We start from the raw sequence: 16,585 nt of genomic DNA, 5'->3' as shown, positions 1-16,585 counted from the left end.
TTAAGGGAATTCCATGACCCAGCCTGTCAATATTACCTATCTCAACGGACCGGACATTCAGCAACTGGCGATGACCGACAGCGAAATTCTCGCCGCCGTCGACGCCGGCCTGCTGGCGCAGGGACGGCATCAAACCGTTATCGAACCCCGCGTGCACCTGATCCCCGATCCGGCGTTTAACGGCCACTTCAACGTGCTGCGCGGCTATATTGCGCCGCTCAATCTGGCGGGGGTGAAGGTGGTGGGCGACTACGTGAATAACTACCAATTAGGTCTGCCGTCCGAAATGGCGATGCTTAATTTGTTCAATCCGCGCACCGGTATGCCGGTGGCCATCGTCGATGCCTCGGCCATTACCGATATGCGCACCGGGGCGATCACCGCGCTCGGCGCCCGCCATCTGGCGCGCCGCGACAGCAAGGTACTTGGCCATATCGGCGCCCGCGGCACCGCCTACTGGAACGTACGCCTGCTGGACAGCCTGTACGACTTCGATGAAATCCGCATCCACTCGCGCCGTCCGGAAAGCCGTAACGCCTTTGCTAAACGGCTGGAACAGGATTTGGGCAAAAAGATTATCGTCACCGCCGACTGGGAAAGCTGCGTGCGCGATGCGGATATCGTCGTCGAAGCTTCACGGCTGGAAAAACCGACGCCCATGCTGAAAACCGCCTGGATCAAGCCCGGCGCGCTGGTGGTGCCTTACGGCACCATGAGCGCGGTGGAGCTCTCGCTGACCGACATCATGGATAAAATGGTGGTCGACGACTGGGGCCAATGCAAGGGCGGCATGTTTGGTTCTCTGCGCGCCCACGTTGAAGCCGGTAAACTGAGCGCAGAGACGCTGCATGCCGAACTCGGGCAGATCGTCGCCGGCGTTAAACCTGGACGCGAAAACGACGATGAAACCATCCTGTTCTGGCATCGCGGCCTGTCGCTGAGCGATATCGCCCTCGGCCATGCGATGCTGGAAAAGGCGCGCAAGCTGGGAATCGGCCAGACGTTGCGCTACGCATGATCGCCAACGGACGGATGTACTCGGTGACACCCGCAGCGGCAACCGGCTGGAAAAGGCTGCTACGGGAGGTCTATCGCCGCGCCTCCGTCGAGGGGAAGGTGATTGACTACCCCGCGCCGGCTCCGCTGGAGGGGCTGTGGCAGCGCCCGGATCTGGCGGGCGTATTTATGTGCGGCCTGCCGTTTGCGCTCGGGCTGTTTCCGGTGACGGCCATTGCCGTACCGATTCCGCTGCATTCGCTGGCCGACGGCCCCGGCAGCTATCGCAGCCGTTTGATCGTCGCCCGTCACGCGCCCTATCGGCAATTGCCGGAGACCTTCGGCCGGCGGCTGGCCTTTACCAACCGCGAGTCGTACTCCGGCTACCATGCCCTGCGCTTTCACCTGCTGCCCTACCGGCAACCGGGCGGGAAAGGGTTATACCGCCAGACGGTCGGCCCGCTGATTACCCCGCGCCGCGTGGTGGAAGCCATCGCCAACGGCCTGGCCGATATCGGCCCGGTGGACAGCTATGCTTTCGATCTGCTGGCGCACGATGCGCCTGAGCTGATGGAAAAAGTTCGGGTAATCGACCACACCGCTCCCGCCCCGATGCCTTTACTGGTGGCCTCGGCCTCGCTGCCGCCCGCCGCGCTGGCCCGCTTGCAACGCGCCTTCGTCGACTTGTCATCCGACAGCGGAGCCGCCCCGCTGCTTGCCGCGCTACAGTTGCAAGGCTTCAACGTACCCGACCCGCAGGACTACCAGCTGCTGGCGCAGCGCGCCGCCATTTACGCCGTCAGGTAACTGTTATCCAGCAGGGTGAAAGTGAACTGACGTTGCGACGAGAGAATGACCTGCCGGTCTCGGGTGACGAAAATCGCTTCAATTCCCGGCTTGTCGGACAGGTAAGCGAGACCTTTTTCCACCCCCATGCCGTAGAGCAGCGTGGTATAGATATCGCCGTCGATGGAGTCGTCGGAAATAATGGTGACGCTCAACAGTTCGTTATCCCGCGGGTAGCCGGTTTTCGGATCGAGAATATGGTGGTAACAGCGGCCGTTCAGCTCAAAGTAGCGTTCGTAAATACCGGATGTCACCACCGATTTGTTGTTCACATTGATGACGCCGATCAGATCGTCGGGCGCGGAAAAGGGTTTTTTCAGCCCGACCGACCAGGCATCCAGCCCGCTGTCTTGCGGTACGCCGAGCGTCTGAACGTTACCGCCCAGGTTGATCAAGGCGTGGCGGGTAGCGTGCTGATGCAGCAAATCCCTGACCAGATCGGCAATGTAGCCTTTGGCAATCGCGCCCAGATCGATCTCCATGCCGGCTTTTGCCAGAAAAACGGAATGCTGCTGTTCGTTGAGGATGACGTCGGTGGGATTGGTCAGCGCCAATAGCGCCTGTAGCTCAGCGGCGGGAGGAACGCTGTCGCCGTTGAAGCCGATTTTCCAGCGCTTGACCAGCGGGCCGATAGCCAGGTTAAAGCAGCTGTCGTCCAGCAGGCTTACCGCTTTGGCGCGCTTAATCAGATTGAACACCGAGGGGCTGACCGCTACCGGATGGCTGCCGGCGGCATGGTTGACGTCCATGACGTCGGAATGCGCCCGGTTAACGGTAAGCCGGTTTTCCTGCTGTTTGATCAGTCTGAAGACCAGCGCGGCCAGACTTTCGTTATGCTCAAATAACTTAAGAAGAATGGGAGAACCCATCAAAACAGCGGAATAAGCATAGACGCGATCGTCTGACGGCATAGCGGATTACCTGAAATTATGAAGGTCATTAACCTGTACCCTGGGTACGCCCAAGGTACAGGCCGACACCGGTTACCGCAAGGCGTGGGATGCCGCGTTGCGGCCAGCCAGAATACCGAAGATGATGATATCGGCGACGGCATTACCGCCAATACGGTTACCGCCGTGGATGCCGCCGACGACTTCACCCGCCGCGTAGGCGCCCGCAATAACCTGCTGCTGGTCGTTCAACACCTCGGTATCGGTGTTGATCGTTACCCCGCCCATGGTGTGGTGAACACCCGGCGCGATGCGAATGGCGTAGAACGGCCCCTGATTGATAGGCTGGCGCAGCGCGGTTTTACGGCCAAAATCTTCATCGTTCTGTTTGTCGACAAAAACATTGTAGCGTTCCAGCGTCGCCAGGAAGGCGTGATGATCCATATCCAGCTTGGCGGCCAGCTCGCGCGGAGAGTCAGCGCTGATCACAAATCCGCGAGCGATGTACTCGTCGGCGGCCTTGTTTTGCGTTCTGATCTGCTCGTCGAAAACAACATAGGCGTATTTCTCAGGCAGGCTGATGATCTGCGCCGAAACCTTGTCGCGGGTCTCCATTTCATTAAAGAAGCGTTTACCCTCCTGACTCACCAGGATGGCGCCGCCGCCGCGGATGGATTCGGAAACCAGATAGGACGTGGTTTGCTCAACCGTCGGGTGAATCTGAATTTCGCCCATATCAACCGTACCGGCGCCAATCTTCTCCAGAATGGCGATGCCGTCGCCGGTCGCGCCTTTATGGTTGGTGGTGACGAAGCCATCCAGCTCAGCACGATACTGTACGACCATATCGCGGTTGGCGCTGAAGCCGCCGCTGGCGACGATGACGCTTTTCGCCAGGATGGTCAGGGCTTCATTATCGTCGTTCACCGCCTGAACGCCGATAACCGCGTCGGCTTCATAGAGAATATCGGTAACGGCGGTATCCAGCATCACATCGATATTACGCGTATTGAGGTTCTTCGTCAGCCCGCTGATCAGGAAGCCGCCGACGGCGGAACGGTCCGCCGGACGGTGGGTACGGTCGATGCTCATGCCGCCGGTGATGGTGATATCGTTCAGCTCGATGCCGTGATCCGCCAGCCATTCTATGGCCTGCGGCGCGTGTTCGACGAAGCACTTCAGCAGTTCAGGGTTATTTTTGTTTTTACCGCCCTTCATGCTTTCTTCATAGAACAGCTCTTTACTGTCTACAATGCCTTTTATTCTCTGGAAACGGGTTTCCGCCGCGTTCATCCCCACCGATGCCTTGATGGTATTGCCGCCGATGCTCGGCATCTTCTCGATGATCAGCACGCTGGCGCCTTCGTCGCTGGCCTGAATGGCCGCCGCCAGACCGGCGCCGCCGCTGCCGACGACGATAACGTCGTAGCTTTGCGGCGTAGCAGGGTTGCCGCCTTCTTCCAGAATCTGCGCCTTACAGGATTTCGCCAGCGCTTTGGAAACGGCCTTTTTCACCGCTTCACTTTGGGTGGTGGCGCCGGTGACGGCGTCGACGTGCGGGCTGTTGGCATCAAGAATACGCGAGCGGATAACCTCGAAGCTGGTGACGAAAGAGACATCCAGTTCGGAGCCCGCATCCAGTTCGATATCGGCAATGCGATCGGTTTCCAGGCTGACATTGATGATCAGTTCGTTTTCGTCATCCTGCGCTTTTTCCTGAAACACGCCGGGCTTGAATTTTTTCGACGACAGACTCATGTCGCGGATCATCGCGTCAACCAGCGAGAAGCGCCACAGCGGTTCCGGAATGATCAGATCTTCACGCTTGGTGTGATCGATAAACAGTTCGATCCGCTGATCGTCGGCGATGCGATCGGTCCAGTCCGGATAGGCGATACAGGCTTTACCTACCGCGACCATGTCATAGCCGTGTTCCAGCGCCAGTTCGACGTCTTCTTTGTTAACCACGCCGCCCACGCCCAATACCGGCACTTTCGCCAGGGTTGCGGAACGCATGGCGACGTATTTATCAATCAGCGGCGTTGGATCGGCGGTATCGACGATCGACGGACGCAGGGTATACCCCATGGAGAAGTGCAGATAATCCAGCCCGCGCGCCGCCAGTTTTTCCAGCAGATACATGGTGTCGGCAAAGCGAATACCCGGTTCTTCAATTTCTTCCGGCGAGAAACGATAGCCGATGATGAAAGACGGGTCGGCATATTTACGCGCCATTTCGTGGGCGATATCCAATACCGCCAGCGGGAATTTGGCCCGGTTGTCGCGGCTGCCGCCCCACTCATCGTCACGCTGGTTGGAGTTCGGCGAGTAGAACTGCTGAATCAGATAGGTGTTCGCGCCGTGGATTTCCACGCCGTCGAATCCGGCCTCAATGGCGCGACGGAAGCCTTCGCCGAATTTCACGATCATGCCTTCCACTTCTTCCGTGGTTAAGGCCGTCGGGGTCGGCGCGCCGTCGCGCGGCGCGGCGAGGGCGCTCGGGCCGACGGGCGACTGACCGCCGATCAGCTTGGGTTCAACCATTCTGCCGCCATGATAAATTTGCAGAATAGCTTTCGAGCCTTTGGATTTGATGGCGTCGGCGACTTTTGCCAGACCGGGAATCTTATTGTCGTGATCGATACCAATGGCGCCGGGGAACGCCAGACCTTTATCATCAATAAAACAACATTCAACAATAACCGTACCGATACTACCGGCGCGCTCCCGATAATATTCCACCAATTCACTGGTTACGGAACCATCATAAAAGCCGGTGCAGGTGGTCATCGGCGCCATTAAAAGACGGTTTTTTACCTCAGTGCCATTTGGGAAGGTAAATGGACTAAGTATGCGATTGTGACTGGTCATAATAATCAACTCCAAAATATAAAAATTTCAAATTCTTTGAATTCGTTATCGGTTATTTTTTCTTGATTTTAATTCGCTACCGATGTCATCTTACTAATATAACTTTATATTTAGTTTAAAAATCATTATTTTTAGTTAATTAATTATTTGCTGGCTGATATTTCACTCGTTTTATTAAAATATCATTACTTTTAAATAAAAAAGATCACATAAAATTAAATTAATACAACTTTTTGTTTACTTCGATAAAAAATAATAAAAATCTCACCCATCTCATCGCTACAAGCCGCGCCACAACTGACCCCGACAAATCGACAGAATATGTAGCCGATACCGACAATATCCACAAGAAGTCTGATGTCATATTTTCTCTCATGAAAATCATGCCGGGAAAATAAAAAAAACGAACAAATATGGTGAAAATAAAATACAGAAACCACTCTCATTCACATTTCAAAAACCGAAAATATCACGGCGATCTCTTGATCAAGATCAACAGCAATAAATATGAAAAACGCATTATATAAACATTCCCACACCGTAGATCGTATAAATTATCGACTATGACGGACAAATATAACGTACGAAATCTCACCGTTAATTAAGAATATAAACTTAAAAAACTAAATAAACCGGAAAATATTTTCGACGTGCTAAATGAATTCTTAACTACTTATAGACAATCAAAATGAGCGTAATATCAAAAAGCATCAACCCGCCGCAGGTTAAAAAAGCCGCAAGCGGTAAGAAGAGTCACCTGATATATATGTTATTGATGGTGGTGGTTACCGCGGCATTGTTATTAACTCCCGTGCCTGAGGGGCTGCAACCCTATTCATGGCACTTCTTCGCCATCTTTGTCGGCGTTATTGTCGGCTTGATCTTCGAGCCGCTGCCCGGGGCGGTAATCGGCCTGACCGGGCTTATCATCATCGCGCTGGGAGGGGAATGGCTGCTGTTCAGTCCTGAGCAACTGGCCGATCCCAAATTCAAACTCGCTTCCCAATCCTTTAAATGGGCGGTGAGCGGATTCGGCAACTCGACCGTCTGGCTGATTTTCGGCGCGTTCATGTTCGCCGCCGGTTACGATAAAACCCAGTTCGGCCGCCGTCTGGCGCTGATTCTGGTGAAATATCTCGGCCGCCGCAGCCTGACCCTGGGTTACGCCATCACCTTCGCCGACCTGCTGCTGGCGCCGTTCACCCCCTCCAACACGGCGCGAAGCGGCGGAACCATTTATCCGATTATAGCTAACCTGCCGCCGCTGTACGGCTCCAAGCCAAACGACCCCAGCGCCCGCAAGATCGGCTCCTACCTGATGTGGGTCGCGATCACCGCCGCCTGTATCACCAGCTCCATGTTTTTATCCGCGCTGGCGCCGAACCTGCTGGCGCTGGCATTGGTGAAAAGCACCGTGGGCATCAGCATTTCGTGGGGTACCTGGTTCCTCGCCTTCCTGCCGCTGGGCATCCTGCTGATCCTGGCCATGCCGCTGCTGGCTTACTGGTTATATCCGCCCGAAGTCAAAATCAACGATGAAGTGCCGCGCTGGGCCAGCCAGGAGCTGGAAAAACTCGGCAAACTGTCGCGGAATGAAATTCTGCTGCTGCTGTTCGTCTGCTGCGCGCTGGTGATGTGGATTTTCGCCGCCAACTGGATTGAACCGGCGCTGGCCGCCCTGTTGGTTATCGGCCTGATGCTGTGGACCGGCGTACTGGAATGGGGCGATATCACCGGCAACAAAGCCGCATGGAATACCTTTGTCTGGTTCGGCACGCTGGTGGCGCTGGCCGACGGCCTGTCCTCCACCGGCTTTATCGGCTGGCTGGGTCAGGAAGGCGGCATGCTTCTGCACGGCATCTCTCCCGACGTCGCCACCATCGTGCTGCTGGTCGCGTTTTATCTGCTGCACTATCTGTTCGCCAGCACCACCGCGCATACCACCGCATTGTTGCCCGCCATGCTGACCATCGCCTCGACCATCCCCGGCATAAACATGCAGGTATTCTGCCTGCTGATGGTGACGTCATTGGGTATCATGGGGATTATCACGCCTTATGGTACCGGGCCAAGCCCGATCTACTACGGCAGTGGTTACCTGCCGGCGGCGGATTATTGGCGCCTGGGTACGATTTTTGGTGCAATATTCCTGGTCGCCCTGCTGGTTATCGGCTACCCCTGGATGTCGATGATGTTCTGATAATTGCTAGCCAGCCCCTCGTGCCGTCGGGCTGGCAACGGTCACACCGAACAAGATGCCGCCAGTACAGCTACTCATTATCCGAATAACGGCGGCAATAAATTATTAAGTGAGAAAAAAATGTCGAATAAGCCATTCATTTATCAACCCCCCTTCCCCCTCGCCAAAGATGAGACGGAGTATTACCTGCTAAGCAAAGAGTATGTCTCCGTGAGCGAGTTTGAAGGTCAGCCGGTGCTGAAAGTGGAGCCCGAAGCCCTGACGCTGCTGGCGCAGCAGGCCTTTCACGACGCCGCATTTATGCTGCGCCCCGCCCACCAGCAGCAGGTCGCCTCGATTCTTCACGATCCGCAAGCCAGCGAAAACGACAAATACGTTGCGTTGCAGTTCCTGAGAAACTCGGAAATCGCCGCCAAAGGCGTGCTGCCGACCTGTCAGGATACCGGCACGGCCATCATCATGGGTAAAAAAGGCCAGCGCGTCTGGACCGGCGGCGGCGATGAAGAAGCCCTGACCCGCGGCGTGTACAACACCTATACCGAAGACAACCTGCGCTACTCCCAGAATGTGGCGCTGGATATGTACAAAGAAGTGAATACCGGCACCAACCTGCCCGCGCAAATCGACCTCTACAGCGTGGACGGCGATGAATATAAATTCCTGTGCGTCGCCAAAGGCGGCGGCTCCGCCAACAAAACCTATCTCTATCAGGAAACCAAGGCGCTGCTTAACCCCGATAAACTGAAAAACTATCTGGTGGAAAAAATGCGGACGCTCGGCACCGCGGCCTGCCCGCCGTACCATATCGCCTTCGTGATCGGCGGCACTTCGGCGGAAAGCACGCTGAAGACGGTAAAACTGGCGTCGGCCAAATACTATGACGGCCTGCCGACCGAAGGAAATGAACACGGTCAGGCGTTCCGGGATGTGAAACTGGAGCAGGAACTGATGATCGAAGCGCAAAACCTGGGGCTGGGCGCGCAGTTCGGCGGCAAGTATTTTGCGCACGATATCCGGGTGATCCGTCTTCCGCGTCACGGCGCATCCTGCCCGGTCGGCATGGGCGTCTCCTGCTCCGCGGACCGCAACATCAAAGCCAAAATCAACCGCGAAGGCATCTGGATCGAGAAGCTGGAACATAATCCGGCGCGCTATATTCCTGAGTCTCTGCGCCAGCAGGGCGAAGGCGACGTGGTGCATATCGATTTGAACCGCCCGATGAAAGCGATCCTCGCCCAGCTGTCTCAGTATCCGGTCTCGACCCGTCTGTCGCTGACCGGTACCATCATCGTCGGCCGCGATATCGCCCATGCCAAGCTGAAAGAGCGTATCGATAACGGCGAAGACCTGCCGCAGTACGTTAAAGATCACCCGATCTACTACGCCGGCCCGGCCAAAACGCCGGAAGGTTACGCCTCCGGTTCATTGGGCCCGACCACCGCGGGACGTATGGACTCCTATGTCGATCTGCTGCAATCGCACGGCGGCAGCATGATTATGTTGGCCAAGGGCAACCGCAGCCAGCAGGTGACGGATGCCTGCCATAAACATGGCGGATTCTATCTGGGCAGCATCGGCGGCCCGGCCGCCGTCCTGGCGCAGCAGAGCATCAAGAGCCTGGAATGCGTGGAATATCCGGAACTGGGCATGGAAGCCATCTGGAAAATTGAAGTGGAGAACTTCCCGGCGTTTATTCTGGTGGATGATAAAGGCAATGATTTCTTCCAGCAGATTCAGCAAAATCAATGCGCTAACTGCATGAAATAAATCGGAAATACGCGAAAAAGGGGCTTGCCGTAACGGCTGGCCCCTTTTTTATCGGCGGCGTCCTGTCCGCATCCTTCTTCTGCAAGCGAAAGCTCCATATTCCCGTTGCAGGTATACGGAATGCCTGCAACGGGAAAGGCGTGAGGCATCAAACCAGACCGGCCATCTCCGCCGCCAGTTTGGCGGCGGCCAGATCCCATAGCGCCGAGCCAACGGTTTTAAACATCACCGGGCGACCCTGACGCGGACGCGGGTTGACGATGTCGCCGATATCCCCGACGTTCCCCCATTCGACCCCGGCCTGTATCAAATCCCCCGCCTCTTCCCGCGCGCCTTCCAGCGTATCGACGAACAGGTCGCAGCGATGCACCACCGCTGGCGCGATCTCCGCCATCTCCGGCTGATAGGCGCCGACGGCGATAATGGTGCTGTCGTCCGGCACCGACGCCGAAAGCACCGGCGTGCGGCTGGAGGTGGTCGAAACGATCAATCCGGCCTGCGCTTCGCGTTCGTCCACCTCCGCGATCGCTTGCGCGTCCAGCCCCAACTGTTGGCGCGCATAGTCGGCCAGAGCCTGAGCGCGCGCGCGGCGCCGCGAGACAATACGCACCCGGCGTAACGGCCAATGGCCGGCAAAAGCCTGCATATGCTCTTTCGCCTGCACGCCGGCGCCAATCAGCAACAGGGTATCGGCATCCGGATGCGCCAGTTTGCGCGCGCCCAGCAACGAAATCGCCGCCGTGCGCCGTGCGGTGACCGTCGGCGCATCCAGCGACAGCAAACGTTCGCCGGTATCGGCGCGCATCAGCACCAGTTCGCCCTGGATGGCCGGCAGACCGCGAGCGGGATTGCCAGAATGGACGGTGATCAGTTTTACACACAGGTGTTGGGCGTCGGAGGCCGGCATCATCAGCAACACGCCGCCGTCCTGAGCCGGTACGCTCTGGCGCACCGGCGCATACGCCTGCCCGTTCAGGCCTTGCCGGGCCATCTGGTCCAGAGCATCGACCAGGCGGTCGTAAGGAAGTAGTTTGGCCGTCGCTTCGGCATCGAATAATTTCACAAAAAGGCTCCTCAATAAATAACTCGGGCGGACGCAGGCAAGGGTATCATCCCGTCGGCCGCTAGCGAATTTTTGCATTGACATCCGTCTGTCCGACGACATTGTGACTGATGCGAAAAGTCACCCGCTGCGGGTGATTGACCGACACCAGATATTCCACCGGTTGACTCATCCGGTCGGAAATAACCCCACGGTAGATCAGCGCCGGACTGTCCGGCGGCGCGCCCAGAAGCGCCTGTTCTTCTTCGTTCATCACGCCGACCCGAATCGTTCCTTCATCGGCGATCGCCAGAATGTGATAATGCTCGGCCAACAAACGATACAGCGAACCCTTGTCTTCAAGCATCGACGCGCTTAAATCCGGCACACGCCGGCGCGGCAAATAGCTGGTTTCAATGCAGAATGGCAGTCCATCCGCCAGCCGCAGGCGTTTTATCATCAGCAAAGGCGCGCCGCTTTCTATCTGTAATAAGCGGGCGATACGCTCGCTGGCGACCGCATCCTGAAAGTAAATCAAACGGCTGCTGGGTATCGCGCCGTTATGCTCGATGATTTTGCTGATCCCCTGTTCGATCGCCTGCGTCAGCGGACGCTCGATGGCGGCGGCCGTCAGCCAGGTACCCTGATTGCCGCGCCGTTCCAGCAATCCCTGGTCGATCAGTTCATCAAGGATCTTTCTAAGCGTCATCCGACTGATGTGCAACAGCGCCGCCAGCTCACGCTCGGCGGGAATTTGATCGCCCGGGTTGTATTCCGGCGTAGCCAACAAGGCCAGCAAAGACTGCCGGGCTTGCAGATAGGCTTTGCGTGGACGTCGTTTCATTTCGCTCATGGTCTATTTTTATTCACCCAACGCCGTGAAATTTTACGCCAAGTATACCGACGGATCGCTGATTAATCAGAAAAAAATCCCCGCCGGAAACCGGGGAAGCGAAGATAAAAACCAGACCATAACTACATAATTCATTCTTATATAAAGAAAAAATAAAACAATTCCTTGTTTTTCCCCTGCCCGATGAGTATATCTATTTTTGGTATATTTTATGGTACACATTTTAATGTGGAGCAAACGATGAAAAAAGCACTCCCCCTTTTGTTGCTTGGCCTCGCGTTGCCGTGGCTGCCTTTAAATGTTCATGCCGAACAGGTGATTCGCTTCGGAACAGACCCCACGTTTCCGCCGTTTGAATCAAAAGCGCCGGACGGTTCATTGCAGGGATTCGATATTGATATCGGTAACGCGCTATGCGCCAAACTCAACGCCAAATGCGTATGGGTGGAAAGCAGTTTTGACGGGCTGATCCCGGCCCTGCATGCGCGCAAATTCGACGCCATTCTCTCCTCGCTGTCGATTACCGACGAACGCAAAAAGGCCATCGACTTTACCGACAAGTTATTCAACACGCCCGCGTTTCTCGTCGCCCCGGAATCCAGCGGGTTAAAACCTACCGTCGAATCGCTGAAAGGAAAGCGCCTGGGCGTGCAACAAGGCTCGGTATTTGAGTCTTATGCCAAAAAACATTGGCAAAGCCAGGGCGTGGAAGTGATCGCCTACCCCAGCGCCGACGACGTCTATGCCGATATGGTGGTAGGCCGGATCGACGCCACGCTTGATGATGCGACCGTGGTGACCGAATCCCTGCTCAATAAACCTCATGGCAAAGGCTTTGCGCTGATTGAACCGCAGGTGAAGGATGACGTGATTTTCGGGCCGGGTACGGGCATTGGCGTCAACAAACAGAATGACAAACTGCGAGAGCAACTCAACGGGGCAATCACTGAAATCCGTCGCGACGGCACCTACGAACGTTTGGCAAAAAAATACTTTAATTTCAATGTGTATGGCGAATAATTCATGAATACCGCTGCAATCATCTCTTCGTTAATGGAAAGCCGTTTTCATCCGCAAGGCGGCCTGCGTCAGATATTTCTTGTTGCCTGCGGCGGCTCGCTGGTCGATATGTATCCCGCACACTATTTTCTTAACCGCGAATCCGCCACGCTGCGCAGCTTTATGATGACGGCAAATGAATTCGTCCACGCCGCGCCAAAAACGCTGGGTAAAAACGCCCTGACCATCGTCTGTTCCCACGGAGGCAATACGCCCGAATCCGTCGCGGCGGCGAAATTGGCGCAGCAGCATGGCAGTACGACGATCACCCTGACGCATAACGCCGAAGCAGAGCTGATCGCCTGGTCCGACAGCAATATTCTGTATGCCTGGGGCAATGACAGCCAGGTCGTCGACAACCCGATGGCGCTGATCCTGAATCTGTGCGTCGAAGCCGTAGCGCAAAGCGAGGGATTCGACGGCCATGCGGATTTCCAGAACGGTATGGCGCAGATCGATAGCGTCATTGCCCGCGCGCGGATGCAAGTCCAGCAGCGCAGCGAGGAATTCGCCGACCGTTATCGCAACGAATCATTGTTCTATGTGCTTTCCAGCGGCGCCTCTTACGGCCATGCCTATGGTTTCGCGATTTGTTCGTTAATGGAAATGCAGTGGCTCAATGCCGCTTCAATTCACAGCGGTGAATTTTTCCACGGCCCATTTGAAGTCACTGACCGAAACACGCCCTGGATTGTGATGGTGAACGAAGGCCGCACACGCCCGCTTGACGAACGCGCCGTCCGCTTTCTAGCCCAATATGGCGAGAAAATGGAAGTCGTGGACGCCAAGGAACTCGGCCTGAGCGTTATTCCGGCGTCAGTGGTGGACTATTTCAACCCGGTGCTGTTCTATAGCGTGATGTGCGAATATCGCGCCGCGCTGGCGCAGGTACGGCAACACCCGCTGGAAACGCGTCGTTATATGGGAAAAGTCGCCTATTGAGGACATCATGATGAAAGTATTGGGTATTGGCGATAACGTCGTCGATCGTTATACGCACACGCACATCCGTTATCCGGGCGGCAATGCGCTTAATTTCAGCGTCTACGCAAAAATGCTTGGCGCCCAGGCGGCCTATCTCGGCGTGTTCGGCGACGACGACAATGGTTCGCATGTGCGACGCGCGCTGGCCGCCCGCAAGATTGATACGTCACGCTGCCGGGTGGCGTCGGGTGAAAACGGCTATGCCGACCTGACCATCAGCCAGGGAGAACGGATCTTTCTCGGCTCCAATGCAGGCGGCATTCGGCAACATACGTCAATGGATTTCGCCGTAACGGATATTGACTGGTTGAGTCAGTTTGCCGTGCTGCATACCAGCGCCTACAGCTATCTGGATAACCAGTTGCCAGCGCTGAGCGCGCTGCCGGGCCGGCTGTCGTATGATTTTTCCGATGATTTCGATATCGCGGCCGCGCTTGCCTTATGCCGGTGGCTGGATTACGCGTTTTTCTCCTGTGCCGAGCGCAGTCTGGAGGAAACGCGGCAAATTCTGTTTGACGCCCATCGTCAGAGCGGATGTTACGCCATTGCGACCCGTGGCGCGCAAGGCGCATTGCTATTTGACGGCGAACACTGGCTGGAGCAACCGCCGCAACCCGTTGCGGCGCAAGACACGCTCGGCGCCGGGGATGCATTTATCACCGCGTTTTTACTGGCGCACCTCGCAGGGAAATCGTTATCGGCCAGTCTGCAAGACGGCGCCGCCTTCGCCGCGCAAATTTGTCTGCTGGACGGCGCATTCGGCGAGGGGGAAGGCTATTAGTCGCCGGATTGCCGTCAAACGCCGCGCCGCTTCCCCGGCGCGGCCGTCTATTCAAACGACGCCGCTCAGTGCTGATGCAGGTCGCTCAGGAATCGCTGGGCGCGCGGGTGCTGCGGCGAGCGGAAGAAATTCTCCGGCGTCGCTTTCTCCAGAATCTGTCCCTGATCCATAAACCAGATGGTGTCCGCCACGTCGCGGGCAAAATTCATCTCATGGGTGACGCACATCATCGTCATCCCCTCCTGCGCCAGACCGCGCATGACGTTCAACACTTCCCCCACCATTTCCGGGTCCAGCGCCGAGGTCGGTTCGTCAAACAGCATCACCGGCGGCTTCATCGCCAGCGCGCGGGCTATCGCCACGCGCTGCTGCTGACCGCCGGAAAGCTGGGCCGGATACGCATTGGCTTTATGAGACAGCCCGACCCGCTCCAGCAATTCACCCGCGTGCTTGCGAGCCTCGGCGCGCTTGACGCCCAACACCTTCACCGGCGACATCATGATATTGTCCAGCACCGAAACGTGCGGGAACAGATTGAAGTTCTGGAAAACGAAACCAATGCGGGTGCGTAACTGGTTCAATCGCGTACTGGTGCCGTGAATATCGATGCCGTCGAACAGAATTTGTCCCTGTTCGATCGGCTCAAGTCGATTCACCGTACGAATCAGCGTGGATTTGCCGGAGCCGGACGGGCCGCACACCACCACCACCTCGCCGCTCTTGATCTCGGCGTTTAAATCGGTCAGTGCCTGATAGTCGCCATACCATTTGCTGACCTTGTTGAACATAATCATCGGTCTCATAACTCATTCCTTATTGCGATGGTATTGGGGTCAGTAGCCTGGTTTGGCGCGTCGTCGCCTCTGGTGCGGTTTTCGCTACGGCGCTTGTTGTCGATATGCGCCTCCAGCCGGTTCGCCAGCCAGGTCAGGCTATAGCAGATGATGTAATAGCCCAGCGCGACGATGGCGAACACCTGAAAAGGTTTGGTCAGCAGCTGGTTATTGACCTGATTCGCCGCGTAGGTCAGCTCAGGCACGCTGATGACATAACCCAGCGTGCTGTCCTTGATAATCGAGACTAATTGACTTACCAGGCTCGGCAGCGTGTTGTAGAGCGCCTGCGGCAGGATAACCATGCGGAAGGCTTTGATGTGGCCCATGCCCAACGCGCGCGCGGCTTCATACTGGCCCGACGGCAGCGCCTGAATCCCGCCCCGCACGATTTCGGCAATATACGCGCTTTCATAAATCACCAGCGTACACAGCATGGTGGAAAAACCGCTGATATTGCGGCCGATGAGCAGCGGCACGCAGAAATAGGTCCAGAACACCACCATCAACAGCGGGATGCCGCGTAAGATATAGACCCAGCCGGCCGCCGGCCAGCTGATCCAGCGAAATGGAGAGAGGCGCGCCACGCCGAGCAGCACCCCGATGGGAAAGGCGAAGATCACCGCCAGCAGCGAGATCAGCAACGTACAGAGAATGCCGCCCAACGGCCCCTGGGGGTACTGTCCCATCAGAAACAGCATCCCGTTATCGTGCAATATGGTGAAAATTTCCAACACGGGATTACCTCGCATAGACACGCTGGAAATGACGCGCCAACAAAGCGCCGACCCCCATTAACAGCAGAGAAAAAACCAGGTAAGCCACGGAAGCCACCACATAGGTTTCAAAAGTACGGAACGTGCGGTTTTCAATCTCGCGGGTGACGAACGTCAGTTCCGTCACGCCGATCACCATCGCCAGACTGGTGTTCTTGAACAGCAGTACGGTGTGATTGATCAGCGACGGCAGGGAGTTACGCAGCCCCTGAGGCAAAATCACCAGGCGCATCGCCCGCCCATAGCTCATGCCCAGAGCGCGAGCCGCTTCGTTCTGTCCGTCGGGGATCGCGCGTAATCCGCTGCGGATATCTTCGGAAAAATAGGCCGCCTGACATAAGCCCAGCGCGATCATCGAGAAGATGAATTCCGCATTGAAATCGTTAATCCACATTTGCAGCGACTCAGGCAGCAAGGTGGGGATCGCGAAATACCAGATCATCAGCTGGATCAGCGTCGGCACGTTGCGATGGTACGAAACGTAAGCCGCCACCAGCATCACCGCCGCCCGCTTGTGGGTTAAGCGGATAACCACCAGCAGCAACGCCAATATCATCGCCAGCGACCAGGAACCCACAGCCAGCTTCAAGGTCAGTATCGAGCCGTCAACGATCATCGACCCGAACTGACCGGTGAAAATCGCGTCAAAATCGAGCGTCATCGTTTATTCCCCCTTCAACTCTTACC

General features: G+C 56.4%; 14 protein-coding genes. 7 read left to right on the top strand and 7 right to left on the bottom strand.

The features are described 5' to 3' along the window. Nucleotides 1–13 precede the first annotated feature (13 nt). Both ABRZ28_RS13930 and ABRZ28_RS13925 read left to right on the top strand, forming a co-directional pair. The gene (locus ABRZ28_RS13930; RefSeq protein ID WP_330520571.1) at nt 14–1,018 is read left to right on the top strand and encodes an ornithine cyclodeaminase family protein; all 1,005 of its coding nucleotides are present in this window, start codon (nt 14–16) and stop codon (nt 1,016–1,018) included. 23 nt (nt 1,019–1,041) lie between these two features. Next, nucleotides 1,042–1,803, top strand: coding sequence for a phosphate/phosphite/phosphonate ABC transporter substrate-binding protein (locus ABRZ28_RS13925; protein WP_330520570.1), 762 nt, complete (start codon nt 1,042–1,044; stop codon nt 1,801–1,803). On the opposite strand, the gene ABRZ28_RS13920 is transcribed toward ABRZ28_RS13925, so the two are convergent. Together ABRZ28_RS13920 and ABRZ28_RS13915 are read right to left on the bottom strand one after the other, a co-directional pair. Next, nucleotides 1,788–2,753: an FAD:protein FMN transferase gene (locus ABRZ28_RS13920; protein ID WP_330520569.1), complete on the bottom strand. Its 966-nt coding sequence runs from the start codon at nt 2,751–2,753 to the stop codon at nt 1,788–1,790. The two genes, ABRZ28_RS13925 and ABRZ28_RS13920, sit on opposite strands and share 16 nt — an antisense overlap. 72 nt (nt 2,754–2,825) lie before the next feature. Next, entirely contained in the window at nt 2,826–5,603 is a 2,778-nt protein-coding gene (locus ABRZ28_RS13915) for a flavocytochrome c (RefSeq protein WP_330520568.1), read from the bottom strand. A gap of 688 nt (nt 5,604–6,291) precedes the next feature. On the opposite strand from ABRZ28_RS13915, the gene ABRZ28_RS13910 reads away from it, so the two are divergent. Together ABRZ28_RS13910 and fumA are read left to right on the top strand one after the other, a co-directional pair. Next, nucleotides 6,292–7,803 carry an anion permease gene (locus tag ABRZ28_RS13910; RefSeq protein ID WP_319604988.1) on the top strand — a complete coding sequence of 504 codons (1,512 nt, stop codon included), beginning with the start codon at nt 6,292–6,294 and terminating at the stop codon, nt 7,801–7,803. Between the two features lie 120 nt (nt 7,804–7,923). Continuing rightward, nucleotides 7,924–9,570, top strand: a complete 1,647-nt coding sequence (gene fumA, locus ABRZ28_RS13905; RefSeq protein WP_319604987.1) for a class I fumarate hydratase FumA — start codon at nt 7,924–7,926, stop codon at nt 9,568–9,570. 148 nt (nt 9,571–9,718) lie between these two features. On the opposite strand, the gene ABRZ28_RS13900 is transcribed toward fumA, so the two are convergent. Beyond that, nucleotides 9,719–10,633, bottom strand: coding sequence for a delta(1)-pyrroline-2-carboxylate reductase family protein (locus ABRZ28_RS13900; protein ID WP_330520567.1), 915 nt, complete (start codon nt 10,631–10,633; stop codon nt 9,719–9,721). A gap of 61 nt (nt 10,634–10,694) precedes the next feature. Next, nucleotides 10,695–11,465 carry a GntR family transcriptional regulator gene (locus ABRZ28_RS13895; protein WP_413556269.1) on the bottom strand — a complete coding sequence of 257 codons (771 nt, stop codon included), beginning with the start codon at nt 11,463–11,465 and terminating at the stop codon, nt 10,695–10,697. 240 nt (nt 11,466–11,705) lie between these two features. On the opposite strand from ABRZ28_RS13895, the gene ABRZ28_RS13890 reads away from it, so the two are divergent. Genes ABRZ28_RS13890 through ABRZ28_RS13880 form a run of 3 tightly spaced genes read left to right on the top strand, consistent with a single transcriptional unit; the run spans nt 11,706 to nt 14,289 of the window. Continuing rightward, nucleotides 11,706–12,485: an ABC transporter substrate-binding protein gene (locus ABRZ28_RS13890; protein ID WP_319604983.1), complete on the top strand. Its 780-nt coding sequence runs from the start codon at nt 11,706–11,708 to the stop codon at nt 12,483–12,485. 3 nt (nt 12,486–12,488) lie between these two features. Beyond that, nucleotides 12,489–13,466 carry an SIS domain-containing protein gene (locus tag ABRZ28_RS13885; protein ID WP_330520566.1) on the top strand — a complete coding sequence of 326 codons (978 nt, stop codon included), beginning with the start codon at nt 12,489–12,491 and terminating at the stop codon, nt 13,464–13,466. A 10-nt stretch (nt 13,467–13,476) separates the two neighbouring features. Further along, nucleotides 13,477–14,289 (top strand): PfkB family carbohydrate kinase, encoded by an 813-nt coding sequence (locus tag ABRZ28_RS13880; RefSeq protein WP_330520626.1) that lies wholly within the window; start codon nt 13,477–13,479, stop codon nt 14,287–14,289. Between the two features lie 65 nt (nt 14,290–14,354). Here ABRZ28_RS13880 and ABRZ28_RS13875 read toward each other — a convergent pair whose 3' ends face one another. From ABRZ28_RS13875 to ABRZ28_RS13865, 3 genes are read right to left on the bottom strand one after another with little or no spacing between them, the layout of a single operon-like run. Beyond that, nucleotides 14,355–15,092, bottom strand: coding sequence for an amino acid ABC transporter ATP-binding protein (locus ABRZ28_RS13875; protein WP_330520565.1), 738 nt, complete (start codon nt 15,090–15,092; stop codon nt 14,355–14,357). After that, entirely contained in the window at nt 15,089–15,859 is a 771-nt protein-coding gene (locus ABRZ28_RS13870; RefSeq protein WP_319604980.1) for an amino acid ABC transporter permease, read from the bottom strand. Before ABRZ28_RS13870 ends, ABRZ28_RS13875 begins: the two co-directional genes overlap by 4 nt. A gap of 4 nt (nt 15,860–15,863) precedes the next feature. Then, nucleotides 15,864–16,559: an amino acid ABC transporter permease gene (locus tag ABRZ28_RS13865; protein ID WP_330520564.1), complete on the bottom strand. Its 696-nt coding sequence runs from the start codon at nt 16,557–16,559 to the stop codon at nt 15,864–15,866. Between the last annotated feature and the right edge of the window lie 26 nt (nt 16,560–16,585).

This window comes from Brenneria sp. g21c3 (genome assembly GCF_040240345.1).
Lineage (GTDB): Bacteria > Pseudomonadota > Gammaproteobacteria > Enterobacterales > Enterobacteriaceae > Brenneria.
This window is presented reverse-complemented; position numbering and strand designations above follow the sequence as displayed.

What these genes read in the sequence shown, in the direction of transcription:
- ABRZ28_RS13930 (WP_330520571.1), top strand. Translation starts at nt 14, where the DNA reads ATGACCCAGCCTGTCAATATTACCTATCTCAACGGACCGGACATTCAG.
- ABRZ28_RS13920 (WP_330520569.1), bottom strand. Translation starts at nt 2,753, where the DNA reads ATGCCGTCAGACGATCGCGTCTATGCTTATTCCGCTGTTTTGATGGGT.
- ABRZ28_RS13915 (WP_330520568.1), bottom strand. Translation starts at nt 5,603, where the DNA reads ATGACCAGTCACAATCGCATACTTAGTCCATTTACCTTCCCAAATGGC.
- ABRZ28_RS13910 (WP_319604988.1), top strand. Translation starts at nt 6,292, where the DNA reads ATGAGCGTAATATCAAAAAGCATCAACCCGCCGCAGGTTAAAAAAGCC.
- fumA (WP_319604987.1), top strand. Translation starts at nt 7,924, where the DNA reads ATGTCGAATAAGCCATTCATTTATCAACCCCCCTTCCCCCTCGCCAAA.
- ABRZ28_RS13895 (WP_413556269.1), bottom strand. Translation starts at nt 11,465, where the DNA reads ATGAGCGAAATGAAACGACGTCCACGCAAAGCCTATCTGCAAGCCCGG.
- ABRZ28_RS13890 (WP_319604983.1), top strand. Translation starts at nt 11,706, where the DNA reads ATGAAAAAAGCACTCCCCCTTTTGTTGCTTGGCCTCGCGTTGCCGTGG.
- ABRZ28_RS13885 (WP_330520566.1), top strand. Translation starts at nt 12,489, where the DNA reads ATGAATACCGCTGCAATCATCTCTTCGTTAATGGAAAGCCGTTTTCAT.
- ABRZ28_RS13880 (WP_330520626.1), top strand. Translation starts at nt 13,477, where the DNA reads ATGAAAGTATTGGGTATTGGCGATAACGTCGTCGATCGTTATACGCAC.
- ABRZ28_RS13875 (WP_330520565.1), bottom strand. Translation starts at nt 15,092, where the DNA reads ATGAGACCGATGATTATGTTCAACAAGGTCAGCAAATGGTATGGCGAC.
- ABRZ28_RS13865 (WP_330520564.1), bottom strand. Translation starts at nt 16,559, where the DNA reads ATGACGCTCGATTTTGACGCGATTTTCACCGGTCAGTTCGGGTCGATG.